The sequence below is a fragment of the Kribbella sp. NPDC002412 genome (assembly GCF_053592935.1).
Genome location: NZ_JBSFBL010000006.1, coordinates 138,368 through 159,561, shown reverse-complemented (window position 1 = coordinate 159,561; position 21,194 = coordinate 138,368). Strand labels below are relative to the sequence as shown.

The following is a 21,194-nucleotide window of genomic DNA, read 5'->3' as shown; positions in this document are numbered from 1 at the left end:
CCGGCTCGAGCTCGGCACCACCGCGACGCGCTGCCTAAAGCAGACGTCAGGCGGCGTTGGCGGTGAGTTCGCGGGCCACCACGGTGCCGTGCTGCTCAGCGATGACGTGCGCCTCGGACTCGGACACCTTCGAGGCGTCGATGAGCTCTTCCATGCCCGGGGTGACCGGCGCGAGGGTGAGCTCGGCAGCGGCGGTCCGGATGTTCATGCCGAACACGTCGCCGAAGATGCGCTCCAGGTACGGCGTGGCGTGGTCCCAGCCGTGCTTCGGGGTGCCGGGGCTGTAGCCACCGCCCCGGGCGAGCGTGAGGATGACCGGCCGGCCGGCGATCGGGCTCGGGCCGTAGACCAGCTCGGGGTCGATCAGCAGCAGGTCGATCCAGGTCTTCACGTGCTGGGCGATGCCGTAGTTGTACAGCGGAACAGCGAGCAGGACCGCGTCGGCGGCCTTGATCTCGGCCGCGAGCTCCTCGGCCAGCGCCTTGGCCCCGGCGAGCTCCGGACCGGCGTCGCCGCCGAGCTTTGCGGTCACCAGCGCCGGCCAGGCGGCCACCGGGAGCTGGTGCTGACCGAGGTCCCGCCGGACCACGACACCGTCCGGGTGCTCCGCCTTCCAGGCGGCCTCCGCGCTGTCCGCCAGGGCGCGGCTGACCGATCCGTCGAGCCGGAGGCTGGCGTCGACACGTAGCAGGGTGGACATCAGGTTTGTTCTCCATCGTCGTGAGGGGGCGGCTCTGAATGAGCTGCTCCGAAGATAGTCTGTGGAGCAGAACATATTCAAGTCAGATCGTATTCCGGGTGGCGTACACCACGTACGATGGGGACATGACCAGTACTTCGCCCGACGTCAAAGGCCGGATCGCCCGTGAGGTGGCGCGCCGGGGCGCCGGCGGGATGGAGCCGCGGGTCGCCAGTGGCGCCCCGGTCGAGTCCGACCTGGGCTGGGCGCTGGGCGTGGTCTTCCGCCGGTACGCGAAGGCCGCTGCCGAGTCGCTCGACGACGTGCCCGGTGGGCCGCGGGGCTATCAGGTGCTGGCGACGACGGTCGCCGAGGGACCGAGGCGCCAGCTCGATCTGGCTGCGCAGCTCGGCGTGGACCGGACGGTCATGACATACCTCCTGGACGACCTGGAGAAGGCCGGCCTGGTGCAGCGGCAGGCCGACCCGGCCGACCGGCGGGCGCGGTTGATCGTGCCGACCGACGAGGGCAAAGAGACCCTGTGCGATCTCGAGCGGCGGCTGTCCACCGCCGAGGACGAGATCCTCGGCAGCCTGGACCAGGCCGAGCGCGCCAGCTTTCGGATGCTGCTCCAGCGGGTGGCGATGAAGGCGAACGCGGTCGACCCGCTGCACAACGCCTGCGCGCTGGCCGAGACGGACGACCCGGCCAGCACGTAGGTCGAGACGGACGACCGGGCAGCAGCAGGTCGGGACGGCCTAGTGCAGCGGGACGAAGCCTGACTCGTAGGCGCGGATCACGGCCTGGGTGCGATCCCGGGCGTTCAGCTTGGCGAGCACGTTCGCGACGTGCGTCTTGACCGTCTGCAGGCCCAGGATCAGCGCGTCCGCGATCTCGGCGTTCGACAGCCCCTTGGCCATCAGGCGCAGTACCTCCTGCTCCCGCTCGGTCAGCTGGTACTCGTCCAGGCCGTTCTGCTTCGACTGCTCCGCGCCCACGTGCGCGAGCGCCAGCGCGCGGATCGCCTCCGGGAACAGCAGCGACTCGCTGCCCGCGACCGTCCGGATCGCGGCGATGATGTCGTCGGGCGGCGTCCGCTTCAGCAGGAACCCGGAGGCGCCGGCCCGCAGCGCGTCGTACACGTAGTCGTCGTTCTCGAAGGTCGTCACGACCAGCACCCGGGGCGCCGGATCGAGGTTCTCGAGCAGCAGCCGGGTGGCCTGGATGCCGTCGACCGCGGGCATCCGGACGTCCATCAGCACGACGTCCGCGCCGGTCCGGCGGACGATCGGCAGCACCTCGGCGCCGTCGCCGGCCTCGCCGACCACCTCCAGGTCGGGTTCGGCGTTGATGATGGCGCGCAGCCCGCTGCGGATCAACGGCTCGTCGTCGACCACGACCACCGACAGGTTCATCTCAGCCCTTCGTCGTCACTGCGACCGGAAGTGTCACTGCGAGCCGCCACACGTCGCCGACCAGTCCGGCGTCGACGGTTCCTCGCAGTACGGCGACTCTTTCACGGATCCCGGCCAATCCACGGCCACCACCTGCGTGGTCCGTGCCGCCAGTGACCGGGTTGGTCAGCTCGAGCCGCAGCCCGGAGTCGTCCAGCCGGATCGACAGGTCCACTCTGAGCGCACCGGCCGGGCGGCCCGCGTGCCGGATGGCGTTGGTGAGGCCCTCCTGGACGATCCGGTACGCCTCCCGGGAGACCGCCGCCGGCAGCCGGCCCAGGTCGCCGTCCTGCTGGACCTCGACCGTGATCCCGCCCGCCCGGGTGGCCTCGACCAGCCGGGGGAGATCGCCGAGAGTCGCCTGGGGCGCGATCTGCGAGCCCGGCCGCCGGTCGTCCCGGAGCAGGCCGAGCACGTGGTCGAGGTCCTCCAGCGCGTCGCGGGCCGACGTCTCCATCGCCGCCAGCGCGGTCTCGGCGAACTCCGGGTCGGTCGCCAGCACCCGGCGCGCCGCGGCCGCCTGGATGGTGACCAGGCTCAGCGCGTGCCCGACGCTGTCGTGCAGCTCCCGGGCCAGACGGTTGCGCTCGGCAAGTGTCGCCGTACGGCGCTCGAGCAGCTCGATGCGCTCCGCCGGAGTCGGCCCGAGGACGCGCGGGGCGAGGTAGGCCAGCAGCGCGCCGACCGCGGCGGACAGGAAGAACAACCCGACGATCCCGCCCAGCGCGGCCGCGGGCATCCAGAGGTCGGTCCAGCCACCGGTGATCCGGTAGCTGATGTCGGGCATCAGCTCGTGCCGGCCGGGGGAGCGGAAAGGTGCCGCGAGCAACACGGCGCCGAGGCCGAACACGATCGTGCTGAGCGTGCCGACGATGCCGCCGGTGATCAGGTGCAGGCAGAACCAGGTCGTGGTCCGGCGGCGCTGCGCCCAGGTCCGGGCCGGGCCGAGCGGGCGCTCCTCGAACCGGACGCCGAGCAGCGACTCGACCGCGATGCCCTCGACCTCGCGGACCGCGGGCAGGGTGCCGATCGCGATCGGCGGGCCGACGACCAGGATGCCGATCAGGATGCCCGCGGCAACGGCCGGCAGGTCCAGGTCCTGCGCGAGCGCCCCGAGCGCGCTGTCGACCAGGATGAACGCCAGCACCAGCGCCGCCCCGAGCAGCAGGTAGACCCAGCGCAGGTACGTCGACGCGCGGCCGAGGCAGCCGGCGCCGCGGACCAAGGCAGCCGCCGTCCGCGCGAGCCTGCCCGCCGGACGCGCCGCTGCGCGCCCGGAGGCCGCCGACTCAGGTACCAGCCCGTCCACCACCCCACCATCGTCCCAAACCCCGGCTCGGCACACCTCCCTCCCCGGAGGGAACAACTGTTCGAGCAAATACGTGGGGTGGGTCACCCGCCACGGAGGGTTTACGCAAATTTGACGGGGGAAGGACCGGTTCGGAGCCGATCGGCGTCGCGATCTGCTGTCGAGGCATGTACGGTCTGTGGTCGGGGCGGGATGCCCGTCCGGTCCGGACAGGTATGGGGAACGGCTCCAGGACGGGTGGCAAGCGGGCTCTGTGGGGACCCGGCGCGGTGGACGTAAAGTCACTGTGAAGTCCCCGGGGGCCGATTGACCACCCTTCCATATTTGATGTTTGATCAAATATCGGAGGAGAGAGGTCGATATGAGGTTGAGGCGTTCCGCCGTCGCCCTGATGGCGGTCCTGGGGCTCGCCCTGGTCAGTGCGTGCAACAACAGCGGCAACGAGGGCCAGAGCCAGGACTCGGGCCTGCAGAAGGTCAGCTATCTGACCTCGTTCAACACCTTCGGTCGTGAGGCCTACGCGTACGTCGCCCTGGAGAAGGGCTACTTCAAGGACGCCGGGTTCGACGTCACCATCAACCCCGGCTCCGGCACCGTCGACGTGATGAAGCTGGTCGCGGGGGGCCAGGCCGACTACGGCATCGGCGACTTCACCGCCACCGTCATCACGCTCGGCAAGCAGAAGCTGCCGGTCACCACGGTCGGGATGATCCACCAGCGCTCGCTGGCCGCGATCGCGGTGCTCGAGGGCGGCCCGATCAAGACGCCGCAGGACCTGGTCGGCAAGCGGATCGGCGACCAGCCGGGCTCGACCAACCAGGTGATGTTCCCGGTCTACGCCAAGGCCATCGGCATCCCGGCCGACTCGGTCACCTTCGTGCCGTCGCCGCCGCCGGCGCTGCCGCAGCTGCTCGCCTCCAAGAAGGTGGACGGCATCGGCCAGTTCGTGGTCGGCGTCCCGCTGGTGGAGAAGGCGGCCAAGGCGAAGGCCCGCACCCTCCCGTACGGCGAGAAGCTGCCGGACCTGTACGGCAACGCGATCATCACCCGCTCCGACCTGGCCAAGGACCACCCGGACCAGGTCAAGAAGTTCACCGAGGCACTGCTCAAGGGCCTGCAGGACACCATCGACGACCCGGCCGCGGCGGCCACGATCCTGAAGAAGTACGTGCCGCAGACCGACCTCGAGGTGGCCACCAAGGAGCTCGAGCTGATGAAGCCGTACGTGAAGCCGGACGACTTCAAGGGCCCGCTCGGCGCCGTCGACCCGACCCGGGTGCAGAAGATCATCTCTGTGCTCGACAACGCCAAGGCGATCGAGCCGGCCGGCTCGGTCAAGCCCGCCGACGTGGTCACCGTCGACCTCGCCCCGAAGGGCTGAGGCCGGCTCACGATGATTCGGCTGGACGGTGTGGGGCAGGTCTTCGACGGACGCGAGGGCCGGGTCGTAGCCCTCGAGGAAATCGACCTGCACGTCCGGCCGAACGAGTTCGTCACGCTGATCGGCCGGTCCGGGTGTGGCAAGTCCACCCTGCTCCGGCTGATCGCGGGACTGCTGCCGCCGACGTCCGGCACGGTCGCGGTGGCGGGGGAACCCGTCACCGGGCCGCGCCGGGACGTCTCGTTCATGTTCCAGCGCCCGGCGCTGCTGCCGTGGCGGTCGGTGCTGTCCAATGTGATGCTGCCGGTCGAGATCGACGGCGGCGAGGGTGACCGGGGCAAGGCGGCGTACCGGGACCGGGCCCATCAGCTGCTGGAGCTGGTCGGCCTGCGCGGATTCGAGCGGCGGCTGCCGCACGAGCTGTCCGGCGGCATGCAGCAGCGGGTTTCGCTGTGCCGCTCGCTGATCCGCGACCCGCAGGTGATGCTGATGGACGAGCCGTTCTCCGCGCTCGACGCGCTCACCCGGACCGAGCTGTCCGAGGAGCTGCAGCGGATCAAGATGGAGCTGTCCACCACGATCGTGTTCGTCACGCACTCGATCGAGGAGGCCGTCGTACTGGCCGACCGGGTGGTCGTGCTGACGCCGCGGCCGGGCCGGTTGCGTGAGGTCGTCGACATCGACATCCCGCGGCCGCGCAGCCTGGGCCAGAACGCGCACCTGACCGAGGTCGCGCAGATCAGCGGTCTCCTGCACGGTCTGCTGGCGGAGAAGGCCGGTCAACCGATGGATGGTCGCCCGGTCGACGAGGTGCGGCCGTGAAGAAGCGCTCCTGGCTGACCACGTCACCGACCGCCGCCGTGCTGCTGCCGATCGTCGGCCTGATCGGAGCGATCGCGCTCTGGTGGGTGGCGACCGTCGTCTTCTCCATCGAGTCCTACCTGCTGCCCGGCCCGTACGACGTGATCCGGACGTTCCTCGACCAGCCGGCGTACCTGCTGAAGGAGACCGGCGTCTCGTTCCTGGAGACGATCGAGGGCTTCCTGCTGGCGATCGTGATCGGCGTCCCGATCGCGCTGCTGATCGTCCGCTCGGTGATCCTGGAGCGCCTGGTCTACCCGCTGCTGCTGATGGTGAACGCGATCCCGAAGATCGCGATCGCCCCGCTGCTGGTGGTCTGGATGGGCTTCGGGCAGTGGCCCAAGGTCGTCATGGTGCTGCTGATGTGCTTCTTCCCGATCGTGATCTCGACCGCGCAGGGGATGAAGTCGACACCGGTCGAGCTGGTCGAGCTGCTCCGGTCGCTGAACGCGAGCCGGGCCCAGGAGTTTTTCAAGCTGCGGCTGCGCTACGCGATGCCGCAGATCTTCACCGGCCTGAAGGTGGCCATCTCGCTGGCCGTGATCGGCTCGGTGATCGCCGAGTTCGTCGGCGCCACCCAGGGCCTCGGGTACGTGATCCAGCAGTCCGGCGCGAGCGCCGACACCGCGCTGGCGTTCGCGGCGATCACACTGCTCAGCATCATGAGCATCATCTTGTTCTACGGCCTGGTGCTGCTGGAGTACCTGTTCCTGCCGTGGGCGCAGGAGACCCGATGACAGCCCAAGCCTCCGACGCCGACCGCCGGGTCCTGGTCCGGCCCGCCTGGCTCGAGGCCACTGTCTCGGCCGTCTTCAGCGCGCTCGGCTTCGACCCGGCCGACTCGGCCAAGATCGCCACCGCGCTCGTCGAGGCGGACCTGCGCGGCGTGAGCTCGCACGGCATCATGCTCGTCCCGATGTACGTCGAACGCCTGAACGCCGGCGGTGTCACAAGAGAACGCGAGCTGGACGTTCTGTACGACGCCGGCGCCGCGCTGGTCGTGGACGCACGCGGCGGCATGGGCCAGCTGTCCAGCCCACAGGCGATGGGGCACGCGATCGAACGCGCCGGCCGGTACGGGATCGGCCTGGTGTCGGTCCGCAACGCGCACCACTTCGGCGCGGCCAGCCGCTGGGCCATGCAAGCCGGCGAGGCGGGCTGCGTCGGCGTCGCGATGTCCAACACGACTCCGCTGATGCCCGCTCCCGGCGGTGCCGAGCGGATCGTCGGCAACAACCCGCTGGCGGTCGCGGTGCCGACCTCGGCCGGCGTGGAGATCGTCCTCGACATGGCCCTGTCGGCTGTTGCCCTCGGCAAGATCCGGCTCGCCGCGTCGGCCGGGCGGCCGATCCCCGACACCTGGGCGACCGACTCGGCCGGGACTCCGACCACGGATGCCGAGGAAGCCGTCCTCGGCATGCTGCTGCCGGCGGCCGGGCACAAGGGCTTCGGGTTGGCGCTGATGATCGACGTACTGACCGGCGTGCTGAGCGGCGGCGGCTGGGGCGACCAGGTCCGGCCGTTGTACCGGGAGCCGGGCCGGCCGAACGACTGCGCGCACCTGTTCCTGGCGATCGACCCGGAGCTGCTGGGCGGGGTGGAGAGCTTCCGGCGCCGCTCGTCCGGCTTGGCCGCCCGAGTGCGCGGCAGCGCGACGGCACCGGGGGTGAGCCGGCTGTACCTGCCGGGGGAGATCGAGGCGGAACGGGCCGCGCACCAGCGGCGGCACGGTGTGCTGATCGAAAGGTCCGGGCTGGACGGCCTGCTGGCGGCCGCGCGCGCGGTCGGTGCCGTCGTCCCGGCGGGAGGGGTGTTCGACTGATGCCGAAGACACAGGTTTCGACGACCGACCTGCACAGCCCGAACGGCGTGTTCTCGCAGGCCACCACGGTGGAGGCGACCGGGCGGATGGTGTTCGTCTCCGGGATGACCGCGCGCCGGCCGGACGGCAGCATCGCCGGCGTCGGCGACGTCCGGGAGCAGACCCGGCAGGTGATCGAGAACGTGCAGGCGGCGGTGCGGGCGGCCGGTGGCACGCTCGCGGACGTCTGCCGGGTGGATGTGTACGTGCGCAACATGGAGGACTTCGCCAAGATCCACGAGATCCGGGCGCAGTACTTCACCGAGCCGCTGCCGGCCTCGACGATGGTCGAGGTCAGCAAACTCGCGCACCCCGACTATCTGATCGAGATCAGCGCGATCGCGGTGGTCTCAGAACCTGGGGGGTAAGCATGCGTGGCGTCGAGTGGACCTGAGATGCGGTACGTGATGGTGGAGCACGCCGGCCGGGAACGGCCGGGCGTGCTCGACGGGGACTCAGTGTCGTTGCTCTCGGCAAACGACCTGGTCGGGGTGATTTCGGATCCGGGCGCTGTGATCGGCGAGATCCCTTATCGCGAAGAGATTCTGCGGCCGCCGCTGCGGCGGTTCCGGCGGGACATCCTGTGCACCGGGTGGAACTACTGGGACCACTTCGAGGAGAGCCGCGGCAAGCGGGAGGGCCAGGACGTCGACCGGCCCGAGCACCCGGCCTTCTTCACCAAGGGACCGGACACGGTCATCGGCCCGTACGACGACATCGCCTGGGACCCCGCGATCTCGGCCAAGTGGGACTACGAGGCCGAGTTGGCGCTGGTGATCGGCAAGACCGGTCGCAACATCGCGGTCGCGGAAGCGCTCGACCACGTCTGGGGCTACACGCTGGCCAACGACGTGTCGCAGCGGGACCTGCAGCGGGCGCACGGCGGACAGTGGCTGAAGGGCAAGAGCATCGACAACACCATGCCGCTCGGCCCCTGGATCGTGACGGCCGACGAGCTCGGTGACCCGCAGGACGTGCGGCTGCAGTGCCTGGTCAACGGTGAGGTCCGGCAGGACGCGTCGACCAAGCAGATGGCCTTCGACGTCGCCACGCTCATCAGCGAGCTGTCGTTCGGTATGACGCTGCGCCCTGGCGACCTCCTGCTCACCGGGACGCCTGCAGGCATCGGTAACGCCCGGGAGCCGCAGGTCTTCCTGCAGGACGGTGACGTGGTCGTCACCCGCGCCGACAAGATCGGTGAGCTTCGCAACAAGGTGACGCGCGCATGAGCGGTCCGCTGGAGTTGCTACCAGGTGGGGGTCGCGGCGGGCGCCGTACGCTCGCCGAGCATGCTGCCGCCGAGTTGCACCAGCTCATCCTGTCCGGCGAGCTGCCCAGCGGTACGCCGTTGCGGCTGGTCGAGCTGGCGAGTCGCCTGGAGATGAGCCAGATGCCGGTCCGGGAGGGTCTCCGCCGGCTCGAGGCGCTCGGACTGGTCGAGATCATCCCGCACCGGGGCGCCTGGGTCCGGGACCTGTCGCTGGCCGACCTGCGGGACACGCACGAGACCCGGCTGGCGTTGGAGAGTCTCGCCGTACGCGCGGCTGCGGAGCATTTCGCCGAGGAGGACTTCCAGAAGGCGACCGCCGCGCTGGCCGAGCACCTCCGGCTGTCTCGCGCAGAGGACTCGGTGGGCGCGCGGCAGGCGCATGCGGACTTCCACTTCGCGATCTACCGCGCCGGCGGGTCGCAGTGGCTCGCCCGCGCGATCGAGCCGGTGTGGCAGAACAGTGAGCGGTACCGGTTCGGCAGCCGGCCCACCGCGGCCCTGATCGAGCGGAGCCGGGTGGAGCACCAGGCGATCCTGGACGCGTGCGTCGCGCGCAACCCCGAAGCGGCCGAGCAGGCGTTGCGCAACCACCTGGCTGGCGCGTTCCAGCGGATCACCGAGACCATGACGAGGCGGGCCGAGGGGGATCAGCGCGGCCCGTCGAAGAAGGAGACGTCATGAAGGTGAGCTTCGACGCGACCGGTGAGGTCGTGGTGATCACAGGTGGTGCGCAGGGCATCGGAGCGGCGCTGGCCCGGGCGGTGACTGCCTGCGGAGGCACTGCGGTCGTCTTCGACGTGGCGAAGCCTGACTTGGGGGTCGAGTACGTCGAGGTGGACGTCGCGGATCGCTCGTCGGTGGAGTCGGCCGTCGCGACCGTCATGTCTCGCTACGGGCGGATCGACGGACTGGTGGCGGGCGCCGCGGTGCAGCCTCGGTCGCCCGTGGTCGGGATGGACCCGGCCGAGTGGACCAGGACGCTGCAGGTGAACCTCGACGGGGTGGTGTGGGCGTGCCAGGCCGTCGTACCGCACATGGCGGCGCGGCGGTCCGGGTCGGTGGTCGTGTTCACGTCGGGCATGGCTGTCACCGGGTGGGCCGGTGCGGCGGCGTACGCGTCGAGCAAGGCCGCGCTGATCGCCTTCGCGAAGTCCCTGGCCGCCGAGGTGGCCGAGCACCGGGTGCGGGTGAACATCGCCGCGCCGGGCGTGATCGACACCGAGCAGTTCCGAGGAGCGAACGCCGGTGCGGACCGGGCGCACTGGCAGGACACCATAGGTATCGGAGACCCCGAGGACGTGGTCGGTCCACTGCTGTTCCTGCTGTCCGACGCGGCCGCGATGACCGGGTCGGTGCTGACCCGGGAACGCGCCTTTGCCAAGCTCACAACCTTCACGGAGTGAATGAGTGACTGCTGATCAGTTGCCCGTCGCGATCGTCGGAGCAGGCCCGATCGGCCTGACGACGGCGCTCGGCCTGGCGCACTACGGCGTGCCGTTCGTGCTGCTCGAGGAGGACGCGGTCCTGTCCTCGGACACCAAGGCCGGTACGACGCTCAGCCGCACCCTGGAGATCTGGAACAGGTACGGCGCGGTCGACGGCATCCTGGCCGCGGCGCTGCGGATCGACGAGATCGGTGACATCGACCGGGCCAGCAACACGCCCCGTGCCTCGGTGCGGCTGGCCGAGCTGGTCAACGACACCCAGTTCCCGTTCGTGATCAACCTGCCGCAGCAGAAGATGGAGCCGATCCTCGCAGCCGCGCTGTCGCAGCCCGTCCGCACGCAGCACCGGTTGACCTCCTTCGAGGTGCGTGACGACCGGGTCGTGCTGCAAGTGGAGACCCCTGACGGGTCCCAGGAGATCGAGGCCTCGCACCTGCTGGCGTGCGACGGCGGCCGGAGCAAGATCCGCGACGCGCTCGGCGTGACCGTGGTGGGGGAGACCCTGCCCGAGCGGTACATGCTGATCGACGTCGTGGTCGACCTGGACGTCGACAACGCCCGTGACTACCCCTACCTGGCGTACTTCGCGGACAAGGCCGAGTGGATGGTGCTGATCCGGCAGCCGGACAACTGGCGGTTCCTGTTCCCGCTCGGTCCGGGCGCCGAGCCGCCGGGGGACGAGGACCTGCTGGTCAAGGTCAAGCAGTTCATCGGTGAGGTGGACCGGATCGAGCTGCTCGGCTCGGTCGTCTACAACGTGCACCACCGGGTCGCGGACCAGTGGTCCGTGGACCGCAGGGTGTTCCTGATGGGCGATGCGGCCCACCTGATCACGCCGATGTGGGCGCTGGGGCTGAACACGGGTGCGCTGGACGCGTCCAACCTGCCGTGGCGGCTCGCCTGGGTGCTGCGAGGCTGGGCGGACGAGGCCCTGCTGGACGGGTACGAGCAGGAGCAGCGGCCGGTCGCGATCAACGGGTCTGGCGAGATGGCCGAGGCGGCCCGCAAGTACATGTCCCACCAGCACGGTGCGGTGACCGCGTCCGGCAGTGACTGGGCGACGGCGTACACGCGGACCCTGCTGAGCGTGCGGCTGGACGTGACGGGCGAAGGGGACTGGTCGATGGTGGCGACCGCGCCCGAACCACCCGCCGTACGAGCTGGTGACCGGGCGCCGGACCTGCAGCTGCAGGGCCCGTCCGGTCGGGTGACGATCCACGAGCTGTGCCGGCACTCGTTCGTGGCGCTCTACTTCACCGACGTACGGCGTCGGCCGGACATCCCACTCAACGAATCGCCGGCGTTGAAGCACTACGCCGTCTCCCGGTGGGACGCGCCGCACGACTCCGGCCTGCGGGACCGGGCTCTGTTCGATCCGGGGAGCATCGCCACCGACAGGTACGGCGTGGGCCTGGACACCGTCGTCCTCGTCCGGCCGGACGGGCACATCGCCGCAGTGGCGCCCATGCGAGCCGGCGTGGCGGACGAGCTCTACTCCGGCATCACCGGCCGACCCGTGCCTCGGGAGATCTGATGGCTTCGTTTGACGAGCCGCTGCGCGAGTTGCTGCTGCAGACGGACGACCTGGAGTGGGTGGACAAGTCCCTGGGCGGGCTGTCCCACAAGATGCTCTGGCGTGACCCGGAGACCGAGGCGTCGATCGCGCTGGTGCGGTTCGAGAAGGGGTCGGGCATCCCGTCCGAGCACAAGCACGCGTCGAACCAGTTCATGTTCTGCCTGTCCGGGCGGTACGTGTACCTGCCGACCGGGACGACGCTGACCAAGGGCAGCTTCTACTGGAACCCCAAGGGCAACGTGCACGGGCCGACGCTCGCCGAGGAGACGTCCGTCCTGCTGGAGGTGTACGACGGGCCGCACTACCCGGAGCGCCCGTCGTTCTACGACAACGACGAGGACGCCCGCTGACATGGCCGGTTGGGACGTCCACACCCACCTGATCCCGCCCACTGTGCTCTCCGCTGCGCACAAGGGTGAGTTCGGCCTGTCCGTCGACAACGGCGCGCTGGTCGTCGACGGACAGCGGCTGCCGTTGGGTCGGCTGGCCGACCCGGCCGCACTCCTGCGATGGATCGACGAGCAGGACCTGGACGGTGCTGTGGTCTCCGTGCCACCCGCACTCTTCCGGTACGACGCCGGCGTCGAGTGGGCCGAGTTGGTGAACCAGGGCCTGCGTGAGCTCGCCACACCCCAGTTGCGGGTGCTGGGCCAGCTACCACTACTCGATGCTGCCGCACCTGCGGTAGCTGCTGCCCTGGCTCGCGAGGGCGTCTTCAGCGGCTTTGCCTTGGGGACGCCGAGCTACGAAGGGCTGGATCCCGTGTGGAAGGTGCTGCACGCGCTGGAGGCCTTCACGCTGATCCACCCGGGGCACAGTGACGACAAGCGGCTCGAGTCGTTCTACTTGACGAATCTGTTGGGGAATCCGTACGAGACCGGGCTGGCCGCGGCCGGCCTGATCTTCGCGGATGTGCCGGGGCGGTTTCCGGGGATCCGGTTCTGCCTGTGCCATGGGGGTGGTGTGACGGCGGCGCTGGCCGGCCGCTGGCAGCGGGGGATCGACACGGCGCGGCCGGGGATCGAGCCGCCGTCGCTGGCGGTGGCGGACGCGTTGCGCCGGTTCTACGTCGACGACTTGGTGCACGACGACGCCGTACTGGAGTTGCTCGGCTCGACGTTCGGTCCGGAGCGGGTGCTGGCCGGCAGCGACTGGCCGTTCCCGATGGGCAGCGACTCCGTGTCCGGGCCGCGGGCGCTGGCGGCCGGTGAGCTGACCGCGCCGCTGGCGAAGGAGGTCGTCGCGCCGTGAGACGGCCTTTTCGTCAGGACAAAGTTGTGATCAGATATCAAATCATGGGGGTAGAACGATGAGCGCGCGGACGGGGGCTGTGCTGCGCAGTCATGGGCCTGGACAGCACTTGAAGGCCGAAGAGGTCGAACTGGTCGCCGGCCCGGGGGAGACCCTGGTCGAGATGCGCCTGGCCGCGGTGACGCAGGCCGACAGGTCGGTGCTGGCCGGCAAACAGCCGACACAACCTTTCGTGCCCGGGTCCGAGGGCGTCGGTGTCGTGGTGACCTCTGCCGACCTCGAGCCTGGGACGCCGGTGCTGATCCGTGGCGAGGGCGTCGGGGTGTCGCGGCCGGGCCTCTGGGGCCGGTACGCCGTCGTGCCCGATGCCGCCGTACATCGGCTGCCTGCGGAGTTGGACGGTGTCGTTGCTCTTGCTCTGCTGACGCCGGCGTTGACTGCGCACACGGCAGTGCGGCGCGTTGCCGCCGTACTGGAAGGCGAGACGGTCGTGGTCACTGGGGTGACCAGTTTGCTGGGGCGTCTGTGTGCCGCGATGGCGCGTGCGGCCGGCGCGCGGAAGGTGATCGGGCTGGCGTGGATTGGCGAGGCTGTGGACGCGGCTGCGCCGTTGGTCGACCAGATCGTGCGCGTGGACGAGTTGGGTCAGGTCGGGCGTGAGCTGCCGTGGTGCGATGCGGCGATCGACACTGTCGGCGGTCCGGTCACCAGTGGGGTGCTTGGCCAGATCACACCGGGCGGGCGGATCGCCGTACTGGGTTACAGGGCTGGTGAATTCACCACGATCGATCTGCACCAGCTGATCGGGCGAGACCTTCGGGTGCTGCCGGTGAACCTGCAACGAACAGTCCTCGAACCTGGTGCGGTCAGCGAGGCGCTGGCTGCGGTCGCGCCGGTGCAGGTGCGGCCGGACGTCGAGGTGGTGACTGCCGACCGGGCCGGCGACGCACTGGACCGGATCGCACCCGATCGCAGGGTTTTCCTTGATCTGACGGGGTTCTGACGCAGCTACCGGTTCGGTCCGCTGGACTAGACCAATCAGTGTTGCTGAGCAATCTGCTGTCGGAGTCCCGCAGATCACCCGCTGCCCGCTACGGTTACCTCCCAGAGTTGTGCAGTGGAGGAGAGAGGCAGCCCGCACCCTATGACCCGACGACTCGAGCTCACGCCCGGGGGACCGACCGGCCGTCGTACCCTCGCCGAGGAGGCGGCCGCCGAACTGCACGAACTCATCCTGTCCGGCGAGCTTCCGAGTGGTACGGCGCTCCGGCTCGAGGAGCTCGCGAAGCGGCTGGACATGAGCCAGATGCCGATCCGCGAAGGGCTGCGGCGGATGCAGGCGCTCGGGCTGGTCGAGATCGTTCCGCACAAGGGCGCGTGGGTGCGCGAGCTGTCGATGGAGGACCTGCGCGACACGCACCAGACCCGGCTGGCGCTGGAGTCCCTCGCCGTACGGGCGGCCGCGACTCGCTTCTCCGACTCCGACGTCACGCTGGCCCGGGCCGCGCTGGCCGAGCACGTGCGGCTGTCGAAGGCCGGCGACAACATCGCCTCCCGGCAGGCGCACACCGAGTTCCACTTCGCCATCTACCGGGCCGGTGGGTCGCGCTGGCTGCCGCGCGCCATCGAGCCGGTGTGGCAGAACAGCGAGCGCTACCGGTTCGGCTCGCGCCAGACCAAGGCGCGGATCGAGCAGACCCGGCGTGAGCACCAGGCGATCCTCGACGCGTGCGTCGCGCACGACGAGGCCGGCGCGGAGGCCGCGCTGCGCGAACACCTCGAGGGCGCGATGCAGCGCATCACCCAAACGATGGAGCGTCGCTACCAGAAGAGCTGAGCACTTCGAAGCGGTCTGTCTGCCAGCCACTCGCGTCGAAGATCGCACGCAGCAGCAGGGAGTCGCCGCGTCTGCCGTAGGTGGTGACGAGCTCGGAGATGTCCGTCGTACCAAGGCCGTTGTAGTACTGGTCCAACGCTTTGCGGCGCCGTTGGGCTGCTTCCGCTGTGCTGGTGATCTCTTGCAGGTCTGTTTCGCAGCCGACAACCAGGCCGGAGCCCACCTTCTCTCCGGGCAGCAACTGCTGCAGGTGGTTGTGACCTGCCTGCACGTCCTGCGCTCGCAGCCTTGCACCCAAGGCGTGACACCGCTGCTGTTGCACGGCTCGTGAGATGGCGATGTGGTCCGGGTGTCCTGTGAGCCCGTCCCTGCCGACCGTCAGCACCAGGTGCGGTTGGACCTCGCTGACGGCCCGCGCGACCTCTGCCGCGACCTCACCCGGCTCTGCACTCGCCAACGTGTGCGGACCGCCGGATCCACCGTCGTCGACCCAGCGGCCCGCGGTGCTCAGCCAGTCCCACTCGTCGATGCCGAGCAAGTCGCACGACGCTTGCAGCTTGTCCGCCGCGTCGCCGATCCCTGGTGTGGCGACCCGCAGTACGACGTGCCACCCCGCAGCGCTCAGCACTGCGGTGGCGGCACCGGTAGCGAAGACCTCGTCGTCCGGGTGCGCGTGGACGACGAGCGCCGTACGCACGCTCAGTCGGCCAGGCGGGCCGGGAAACCACCTGTCGCGACCGGGCCCCAGCGCTCCGGGGTGATGCGGATCAGGCACTTGCCCTGCGTTCGCATTGCCTCGCGGTACTCGTCCCAGTCCGGGTGCTCACCGGAGATCGACCGGTAGTACTCCACCAGCGGCTCCACTGCGTCCGGCAGCTGGATCACCTCGCCGCTGCCGTCCACCTGCACCCACGGGCCGTTCCACTCGTCCGACAGCACAACGACGCTGGTCTGCGGGTTCCGCTCCACGTTGGTGCTCTTGGCCCGCTCCGGGTATGACGAGATGACGATGCGGCCCTCGCTGTCCACCCCACCCGACACCGGGGACGCCTGCGGCGTCCCATCCGCCCTCGTGGTGATCAGCAACATGTGGTGCCGCGGCCGCACGAACTCCAGCAGCTCCTCGACCCCGACCTTCGTATTGGTGGCAATAGTCCTCGGCATGCCCCCACCCTATGTTTGCTCACGGCACCCGTGTCTCCTGCACGCCCAGCCACCGGACGCGGTCCCCGCCCGGCACCAGCACCGCGGTCGTCCGGCGGCTCGCTCCGATCGAGTGCCGCTCCAGGAACCTGACGATCGCCACCTGCTCGGTGCTGAGCACCACCTCGAACTCCTCGATGCCGATCTGCAGTCCCGGTACGGCGCTGTGCGCCTTCTCCAGCCCGGTTGTCAGGGCAGCGAGGTCGAGGCGGTCGCCGTCGATCGTCACGAGGATGAAGTCCGGGTGGTGCGCGGCGGTGAAGGTCTCCAGCAGCTCTGGACCTGCCGCACCGCCCAGCCAGTCGGCGAGGTGGTCGTGGTGGCGGACGACCTCGTCGTACAGCTGGTCCATCAGGTGTCCTTCCGTAGCAGGTCGTCCGGGGTGAGGAGTTGTTCCAGCTCTTCGTCGGTGAGGTGGTTGATGAGGTCTTTGGCGCGTTGGGCTTGCGGGGTGGTCGGGAGGGCGCCGGCGAGGAGGTCGGGGAGGAAGAGCTCGTATCCGGCGCGGGCCCGGGGCGTGTACCTGTGCCTGGTCCTGGCGACCGCCGAGGAGACCCGGATGGCGTGCTCGTTGCCCGGTGGTACGTCGGGGCGGTCGACCTCACGGGCAGCGAAGCGGAAGCCGTTCGCCTTGTCGCAGCTCACGCACCCGGCCGGGCCGGCGCCGAGGCCGGAGCCACACTCGCTGCACGTCAGCTGCTTGAGCGCACCGTCCACGACTCGCCAATCGAACTCGGAGGTGTCCTGCAGAACGACCTCGGCCAACTCCCGCTCGTCCGCCGTACCGGCTGTGACGCCCGACTCTGCGCAGAACGCCCGCCAGGCGTCGTCGATACTGTCCTCGACCGCCCGAAGCGCGTCCGTCAACCGCGCGTGCTCCACCCGCCGCATGCGCTGGACTCTAGTGTCCCGGTGGGCTGTGGACGACCGGATTGACATGTTCGAACAGGTGTTCGAACATGGATTCATGACGGGGAGAACGGCATCGGATCGAGCGCCGGCGGTCACGGCGCTGGATCAGGCGCGCACGCTCCTCGCCCGGGCCAAAGCCCAGAAGGCAGCGAGGGCTCAGGAGGTGGCTGAGACCGCTGAGCCGGTGCGGCTGAGGCCGGTGGTGGCGGCGCCGCGGACCACCGAGACGCGGGTGCAGCAGGCGTTGGACACCGCGAGTGTGGACCGGGTGCTGCCCACGGTGCCGGCGGTTTCCGAGTTGCTGGCGGGGGCGGGGTTGCGTGGTGGCGCGGCGTACTCCGTGCGGGGTTCGTCGGCGCTGGCGATGGCGATGATGGCCGGTCCGTCCGCGGAGGGTGCGTGGTGCGGGGTGGTCGGGTTGCCGTCGTTCGGGGCGGAGGCTGCGCGGGCGCTCGGGGTGGATCTCGAGCGCCTGGTCCTGGTGCCGGATCCGGAGCAGGACTGGCTGAACGTCGTCGCCGCTCTGGTCGACGCTCTGACGGTGGTGGTGGTTCGTCCGCCGGGGGAGGTGACGCCAGGTGAGGCGTCCCGGCTGGCCGCGCGCCTGCGGACCCGGGGTGCGGTGCTGATCGCGGTCGGCTCCTGGCCGGGGAGCGAGGCGCGGCTGGAGGTGGAGAGCAACGTCTGGAGCGGCTTGGGGTTCGGCGAAGGCCTGCTCACCGCCCGGCAGGCGACCGTCGTGGTCACCGGCCGGCGAGCCGCGGTGCGCCAGCGCCGGCACCAGCTCTGGCTTCCCGGACCGGACGGCGCCATCCGCTCGATCGGCACCGCGCCGGACACCGCCTTTCGCCCGGCCTCCGCGGACAGCGCCATTCGCTCGGTCGACACCGGGGACGGCGCTGTTCGCGCGGCGGACGACGCCTTTCGTTCGGTCGAATCGGGTGGCGCAGAGGGGCCGCGGTGGCAGGACGAGGCGGTGGGGTGATGGGGCGTGGGCTGACTCGCACGATGGTGGTCTGGGTGCCGGACTGGCCGGTGACAGCGGCCGCGGTGGCGGCCGGGCGTTCCCCGGACGAGCCCATCGCCGTGCTGGAGAAGGGCAAGGTGCTCGCCACCTCCGCCGCGGCCCGGGCCGGAGGCGTGCGCCGCGGTCTGCGCGCCCGGGACGCGCAGTCGCGCTGTCCGGAGCTCGTCGTGCTGAAGTACGACCCGGTGATCGACGCCCGCTCGTTCGACCCGGTGATCGGCTGCCTGGAGGCGCTCATCCCCGGCATCCAGGTGATCCGCCCCGGGATGTGCGCGTTGAAGGCGCGCGGTCCGTCCCGGTTCTACGGCAGCGAGCCGGCCGCGGCGGAGAAGCTGCTCGACCGGCTCGAGACGTTCGACGTGCCGGGGAGCCGGGTGGGGATCGCCGACGGCCCGTTCGCCGCCGAGCAGGCGGCCCGGTCGAGCTCGCCGGAGACGCGGATCCTGGTGGTCCCGCCGGGGGAGTCGGCGGAGTTCCTGGCGCCGTTCAGCGTCGACACGCTCGAGCAGCCGACGCTCACTGACCTGCTCCGCCGGCTCGGGCTGCGGTCGCTGGGTGCGTTCGCGGGGCTGTCTCCCACCGAGGTGCTGACCCGGTTCGGCCCCGACGGCGCCTTCGCCCACCGGCTTGCCTGTGGGTACGACGATCGCTCGGTGGTCGGCCGCGAGGTTCCGCCGGAGCTCATCCGCACCCTCGACTTCGAGCCGGCGGTGGACCGGGTCGACCAGGTCGCCTTCGCGGTCCGGTCGGTCGCCGACGAACTGATCGCCCGGCTGACCGAGCTCGGCCTGGTCTGCACGACGCTGCGGGTCGAGGCCGGCACCGAGTCCGGCCGGATCCACGAGCGGGAGTGGTTGCACCCACGCTGGTTCACCGCGGCGGACGTGGTGGACCGGGTCCGCTGGCAGTTGCAGGGGAGCGGGACGGCGACCACCGAGCTGACGTCACCCGTCGTACGGCTCCGGCTCGTGCCCGAGCAGGTCGACCCGGTCGGCGCGCATGTCGACGGGTTGTGGGGTGGCGGACCGGACGAGCGGATCCACCGGGCGCTGTCGCGGGTCCAGAGCATGCTCGGTCACGGGGCCGTCGCGTCGGTGGTGATCGGCGGCGGCCGCGGGTACGCCGAGCGGCAGACGCTGGTCCCCTGGGGCGACCGCCCGGTGCCGGCCCATCCCGCGGATCAGCCGTGGCCGGGCTCGATCAGCTCCGCCGACACCACGCGCTGGCCCACCCTCGCGCCGACCACCATCTTCCCCGCCCCGCTTCCCGCCCAGGTCCTCGCCGAGGACGGCACCCAGGTCTCGGTCAGCGCCCGCGGCGCGCTCTCCGGCACCCCCACCGCCTTCCGCCTCGGTCCCGCCGCTCAAGTTGCCGACAGCAACAAGCTGCACCCGATCACCGCCTGGGCGGGCCCGTGGCTGGTCGACGAACGCTGGTGGGACCCGGACACCGAGTCCCGCCGCGCCCGCTTCCAGTTCACCACCGCCGACACCCGGGCCTGGCTTTTCACTCTCCACCAGACCACCTGGCAAGCCGAAGCCACCTATGACTGACGATGGAGAGGAACAGGAGCGCCATCAGGACCGCCCCCGCCCACATGGACTGCTGCCAGCCGCTGACGAAGGACTCCTGAGCCGCCCGGATCAGGGCCTCTGCGTGGGGTCCGGCTTCGGGAGCGACTGCGACAGCGTTGGCGATGCCTTCGCGAGCGGTGTCCGCGGCTGGTTCGGGGATGCCCACGAGTCGCTGGTCGATGGCGTTGCGGTAGCCGGCCGACAGCACCGCTCCGAGCAGCGCGACACCAAGCGCGGTGCCGAATTCCCGGGTCACGTCGTTCAGCGCGGAGGCGACGCCTTGCCGTTCCCGCGGCAGCGCGCTGGTGATCGCCTCGGTGGACGGAGTCATCGACAAGCCCATCCCGAGTCCCATCGCGAGCATGCCCGGCAGGATCGAGACGTAGCCACCGGCCACGGAGACGAGCGTCGCCATCAGGACCAGACCGACGCCCCCGAGCAGGATCCCGGCCGCCATCGTCGCGCGGCCCCCGATCCGCGCAGCGAGCCCGGAGGCGAACATCATCAACAGCGCCATCGGCAGCAGCGCAAGCGTGGAGCGCAACCCGGACCAGCCGAGCACAGCCTGGAAGAACGGGAACAGTACGACGAAGATCCCGGCCTGCACACCGAACACCGTGACCAACGACACCGACCCACTTGCCAAACCACGCTTGCGAAACAGCCGTACGTCGAGCAGCGGCGCCGGCCGGCGCAGTTCCCACATCACGAAGGCGACCGCGCCGATCACACCCACCGCAAGACTCAGCAGCGTCAGGGGCGCGCCCCAACCCCGCTCCGGCCCCTCGTGCAGCGCGAGGACGAAGCCGACCACGGCCACAACGGAAGCCAGCGAACCGGCGAAGTCGAACCGGTGCGCCGACACCTCACGCGAGTTGGGCACCGCTCGCAGCGCCATCACAATCGCCACCACGACCAGAGCGACCGGCAGGACGAAGAGCCAGCGCCAACTCGCCAGGTCGACCAGGACGGCGGACAGGTACATACCGAGGATGCCGCCACCACCCGCGACCCCGGTCCACACGCCGATCGCCTTCGAACGGTGCTCGTCCGGGAAGGCCGAGGTGATGACGGCGAGCGTGACCGGCATGATCATCGCCGCGCCGACACCGCTGAGAAACCGGGCCGCGAGCATCATCTCCGACGACGTGGCCAAGCCGGCTGCTGCGCTGGCCACGCCGAACAGCACCAGACCGGCCAGCAGCACCGGTTTGCGGCCCCACCGATCGCCGGCCGCGCCGAGTGGCAGCAGCAGCGCGGCCAGGCTGATCGTGTAGAGGTTGATGAACCACAGGACCTCCGTCTGGGACGCGCCGAACGTGACCGCGAGCTCGGGCTGCGCGACGTTCAAGCCGGACACCGAGGCGATCACCGCCATCAGCGCGACACAGACCGCGACCAGGATCGTGCGCCGCCGGCGGGGGTCGTCGATGGTCGGCGCAGTGGCCGCCACGTGGGTACTCATGGGCTTCCCTTCACAACGTCGAGATTCACCACCGATGGTCCCGAGTGAGCTGCCAAATCAGCAAAGCTTGTTGCCGAATGGCAAAATGG

At 70.2% G+C, this 21,194-nt stretch carries 24 protein-coding genes; 16 read left to right on the top strand and 8 right to left on the bottom strand.

The genetic code is table 11. From position 1 onward, the window contains the following. Positions 1 to 46: 46 nt before the first annotated feature. Positions 47 to 700, bottom strand: a complete 654-nt coding sequence (locus ACWCOV_RS07265; RefSeq protein ID WP_449828351.1) for an FMN-dependent NADH-azoreductase — start codon at positions 698 to 700, stop codon at positions 47 to 49. Positions 701 to 825: 125 nt separating this feature from the next. Here ACWCOV_RS07265 and ACWCOV_RS07260 point away from each other — a divergent pair, with 125 nt between their 5' ends. Continuing rightward, on the top strand, positions 826 to 1,398 hold the full coding sequence (locus ACWCOV_RS07260; RefSeq protein WP_449828350.1) for a MarR family winged helix-turn-helix transcriptional regulator: 573 nt from the start codon (positions 826 to 828) through the stop codon (positions 1,396 to 1,398). Positions 1,399 to 1,437: 39 nt separating this feature from the next. Here the strand turns inward: ACWCOV_RS07260 and ACWCOV_RS07255 are convergent, their stop codons facing one another. Then, entirely contained in the window at positions 1,438 to 2,094 is a 657-nt protein-coding gene (locus tag ACWCOV_RS07255) for a response regulator (protein ID WP_449828349.1), read from the bottom strand. A gap of 1 nt (position 2,095) precedes the next feature. Beyond that, on the bottom strand, positions 2,096 to 3,445 hold the full coding sequence (locus ACWCOV_RS07250; protein ID WP_449828348.1) for a sensor histidine kinase: 1,350 nt from the start codon (positions 3,443 to 3,445) through the stop codon (positions 2,096 to 2,098). Positions 3,446 to 3,803: 358 nt separating this feature from the next. On the opposite strand from ACWCOV_RS07250, the gene ACWCOV_RS07245 reads away from it, so the two are divergent. The 13 genes from ACWCOV_RS07245 (at position 3,804) to ACWCOV_RS07185 (ending at position 14,924) form a co-directional block, all read left to right on the top strand. Next, positions 3,804 to 4,823: an ABC transporter substrate-binding protein gene (locus ACWCOV_RS07245; RefSeq protein ID WP_449828347.1), complete on the top strand. Its 1,020-nt coding sequence runs from the start codon at positions 3,804 to 3,806 to the stop codon at positions 4,821 to 4,823. A 12-nt stretch (positions 4,824 to 4,835) separates the two neighbouring features. Then, a complete protein-coding gene (locus tag ACWCOV_RS07240; RefSeq protein WP_449828346.1) occupies positions 4,836 to 5,645 on the top strand; it encodes an ABC transporter ATP-binding protein in 810 nt (269 codons plus the stop codon). Continuing rightward, positions 5,642 to 6,421: an ABC transporter permease gene (locus tag ACWCOV_RS07235; RefSeq protein ID WP_449828345.1), complete on the top strand. Its 780-nt coding sequence runs from the start codon at positions 5,642 to 5,644 to the stop codon at positions 6,419 to 6,421. The genes ACWCOV_RS07240 and ACWCOV_RS07235 overlap by 4 nt, the downstream gene beginning before the upstream one ends. Further along, positions 6,418 to 7,506, top strand: a complete 1,089-nt coding sequence (locus tag ACWCOV_RS07230; RefSeq protein WP_449828344.1) for an Ldh family oxidoreductase — start codon at positions 6,418 to 6,420, stop codon at positions 7,504 to 7,506. Before ACWCOV_RS07235 ends, ACWCOV_RS07230 begins: the two co-directional genes overlap by 4 nt. Next, positions 7,506 to 7,913: a RidA family protein gene (locus tag ACWCOV_RS07225; protein WP_449828343.1), complete on the top strand. Its 408-nt coding sequence runs from the start codon at positions 7,506 to 7,508 to the stop codon at positions 7,911 to 7,913. Before ACWCOV_RS07230 ends, ACWCOV_RS07225 begins: the two co-directional genes overlap by 1 nt. Before the next feature lie 27 nt (positions 7,914 to 7,940). After that, positions 7,941 to 8,774 (top strand): fumarylacetoacetate hydrolase family protein, encoded by an 834-nt coding sequence (locus ACWCOV_RS07220; RefSeq protein WP_449828342.1) that lies wholly within the window; start codon positions 7,941 to 7,943, stop codon positions 8,772 to 8,774. Continuing rightward, positions 8,771 to 9,496, top strand: coding sequence for a GntR family transcriptional regulator (locus ACWCOV_RS07215; protein ID WP_449828341.1), 726 nt, complete (start codon positions 8,771 to 8,773; stop codon positions 9,494 to 9,496). Before ACWCOV_RS07220 ends, ACWCOV_RS07215 begins: the two co-directional genes overlap by 4 nt. Beyond that, the gene (locus ACWCOV_RS07210; protein ID WP_449828340.1) at positions 9,493 to 10,218 is read left to right on the top strand and encodes an SDR family NAD(P)-dependent oxidoreductase; all 726 of its coding nucleotides are present in this window, start codon (positions 9,493 to 9,495) and stop codon (positions 10,216 to 10,218) included. The genes ACWCOV_RS07215 and ACWCOV_RS07210 overlap by 4 nt, the downstream gene beginning before the upstream one ends. 4 nt (positions 10,219 to 10,222) lie before the next feature. Beyond that, complete coding sequence (locus ACWCOV_RS07205; RefSeq protein WP_449828339.1) at positions 10,223 to 11,794, top strand: FAD-dependent monooxygenase; 1,572 nt, start codon at positions 10,223 to 10,225, stop codon at positions 11,792 to 11,794. Then, positions 11,794 to 12,186: a cupin domain-containing protein gene (locus ACWCOV_RS07200; protein WP_449828338.1), complete on the top strand. Its 393-nt coding sequence runs from the start codon at positions 11,794 to 11,796 to the stop codon at positions 12,184 to 12,186. The genes ACWCOV_RS07205 and ACWCOV_RS07200 overlap by 1 nt, the downstream gene beginning before the upstream one ends. 1 nt (position 12,187) lies before the next feature. After that, a complete protein-coding gene (locus tag ACWCOV_RS07195) occupies positions 12,188 to 13,087 on the top strand; it encodes an amidohydrolase family protein (protein ID WP_449828337.1) in 900 nt (299 codons plus the stop codon). Between the two features lie 58 nt (positions 13,088 to 13,145). Continuing rightward, entirely contained in the window at positions 13,146 to 14,090 is a 945-nt protein-coding gene (locus ACWCOV_RS07190; RefSeq protein ID WP_449828336.1) for an alcohol dehydrogenase catalytic domain-containing protein, read from the top strand. 141 nt (positions 14,091 to 14,231) lie between these two features. Beyond that, the gene (locus tag ACWCOV_RS07185) at positions 14,232 to 14,924 is read left to right on the top strand and encodes a GntR family transcriptional regulator (protein ID WP_449828335.1); all 693 of its coding nucleotides are present in this window, start codon (positions 14,232 to 14,234) and stop codon (positions 14,922 to 14,924) included. Here ACWCOV_RS07185 and ACWCOV_RS07180 read toward each other — a convergent pair. From ACWCOV_RS07180 to ACWCOV_RS07165, 4 genes are read right to left on the bottom strand one after another with little or no spacing between them, the layout of a single operon-like run. Continuing rightward, the gene (locus tag ACWCOV_RS07180; RefSeq protein ID WP_449828334.1) at positions 14,887 to 15,621 is read right to left on the bottom strand and encodes a PIG-L family deacetylase; all 735 of its coding nucleotides are present in this window, start codon (positions 15,619 to 15,621) and stop codon (positions 14,887 to 14,889) included. The genes ACWCOV_RS07185 and ACWCOV_RS07180 overlap by 38 nt on opposite strands. A 2-nt stretch (positions 15,622 to 15,623) precedes the next feature. Then, positions 15,624 to 16,088 (bottom strand): PPOX class F420-dependent oxidoreductase, encoded by a 465-nt coding sequence (locus tag ACWCOV_RS07175; protein WP_449828333.1) that lies wholly within the window; start codon positions 16,086 to 16,088, stop codon positions 15,624 to 15,626. A gap of 19 nt (positions 16,089 to 16,107) precedes the next feature. Continuing rightward, entirely contained in the window at positions 16,108 to 16,479 is a 372-nt protein-coding gene (locus ACWCOV_RS07170; protein WP_449828332.1) for a hypothetical protein, read from the bottom strand. Next, positions 16,479 to 17,018 (bottom strand): hypothetical protein, encoded by a 540-nt coding sequence (locus tag ACWCOV_RS07165; RefSeq protein WP_449828331.1) that lies wholly within the window; start codon positions 17,016 to 17,018, stop codon positions 16,479 to 16,481. Before ACWCOV_RS07165 ends, ACWCOV_RS07170 begins: the two co-directional genes overlap by 1 nt. Positions 17,019 to 17,202: 184 nt before the next feature. On the opposite strand from ACWCOV_RS07165, the gene ACWCOV_RS07160 reads away from it, so the two are divergent. Then, on the top strand, positions 17,203 to 18,024 hold the full coding sequence (locus ACWCOV_RS07160; RefSeq protein WP_449828330.1) for a hypothetical protein: 822 nt from the start codon (positions 17,203 to 17,205) through the stop codon (positions 18,022 to 18,024). Then, positions 18,024 to 19,619: a DNA polymerase Y family protein gene (locus tag ACWCOV_RS07155; RefSeq protein WP_449828329.1), complete on the top strand. Its 1,596-nt coding sequence runs from the start codon at positions 18,024 to 18,026 to the stop codon at positions 19,617 to 19,619. Before ACWCOV_RS07160 ends, ACWCOV_RS07155 begins: the two co-directional genes overlap by 1 nt. Here the strand turns inward: ACWCOV_RS07155 and ACWCOV_RS07150 are convergent. After that, a complete protein-coding gene (locus ACWCOV_RS07150) occupies positions 19,573 to 21,105 on the bottom strand; it encodes an MFS transporter (RefSeq protein ID WP_449828328.1) in 1,533 nt (510 codons plus the stop codon). The genes ACWCOV_RS07155 and ACWCOV_RS07150 overlap by 47 nt on opposite strands. Positions 21,106 to 21,194: the final 89 nt, after the last annotated feature.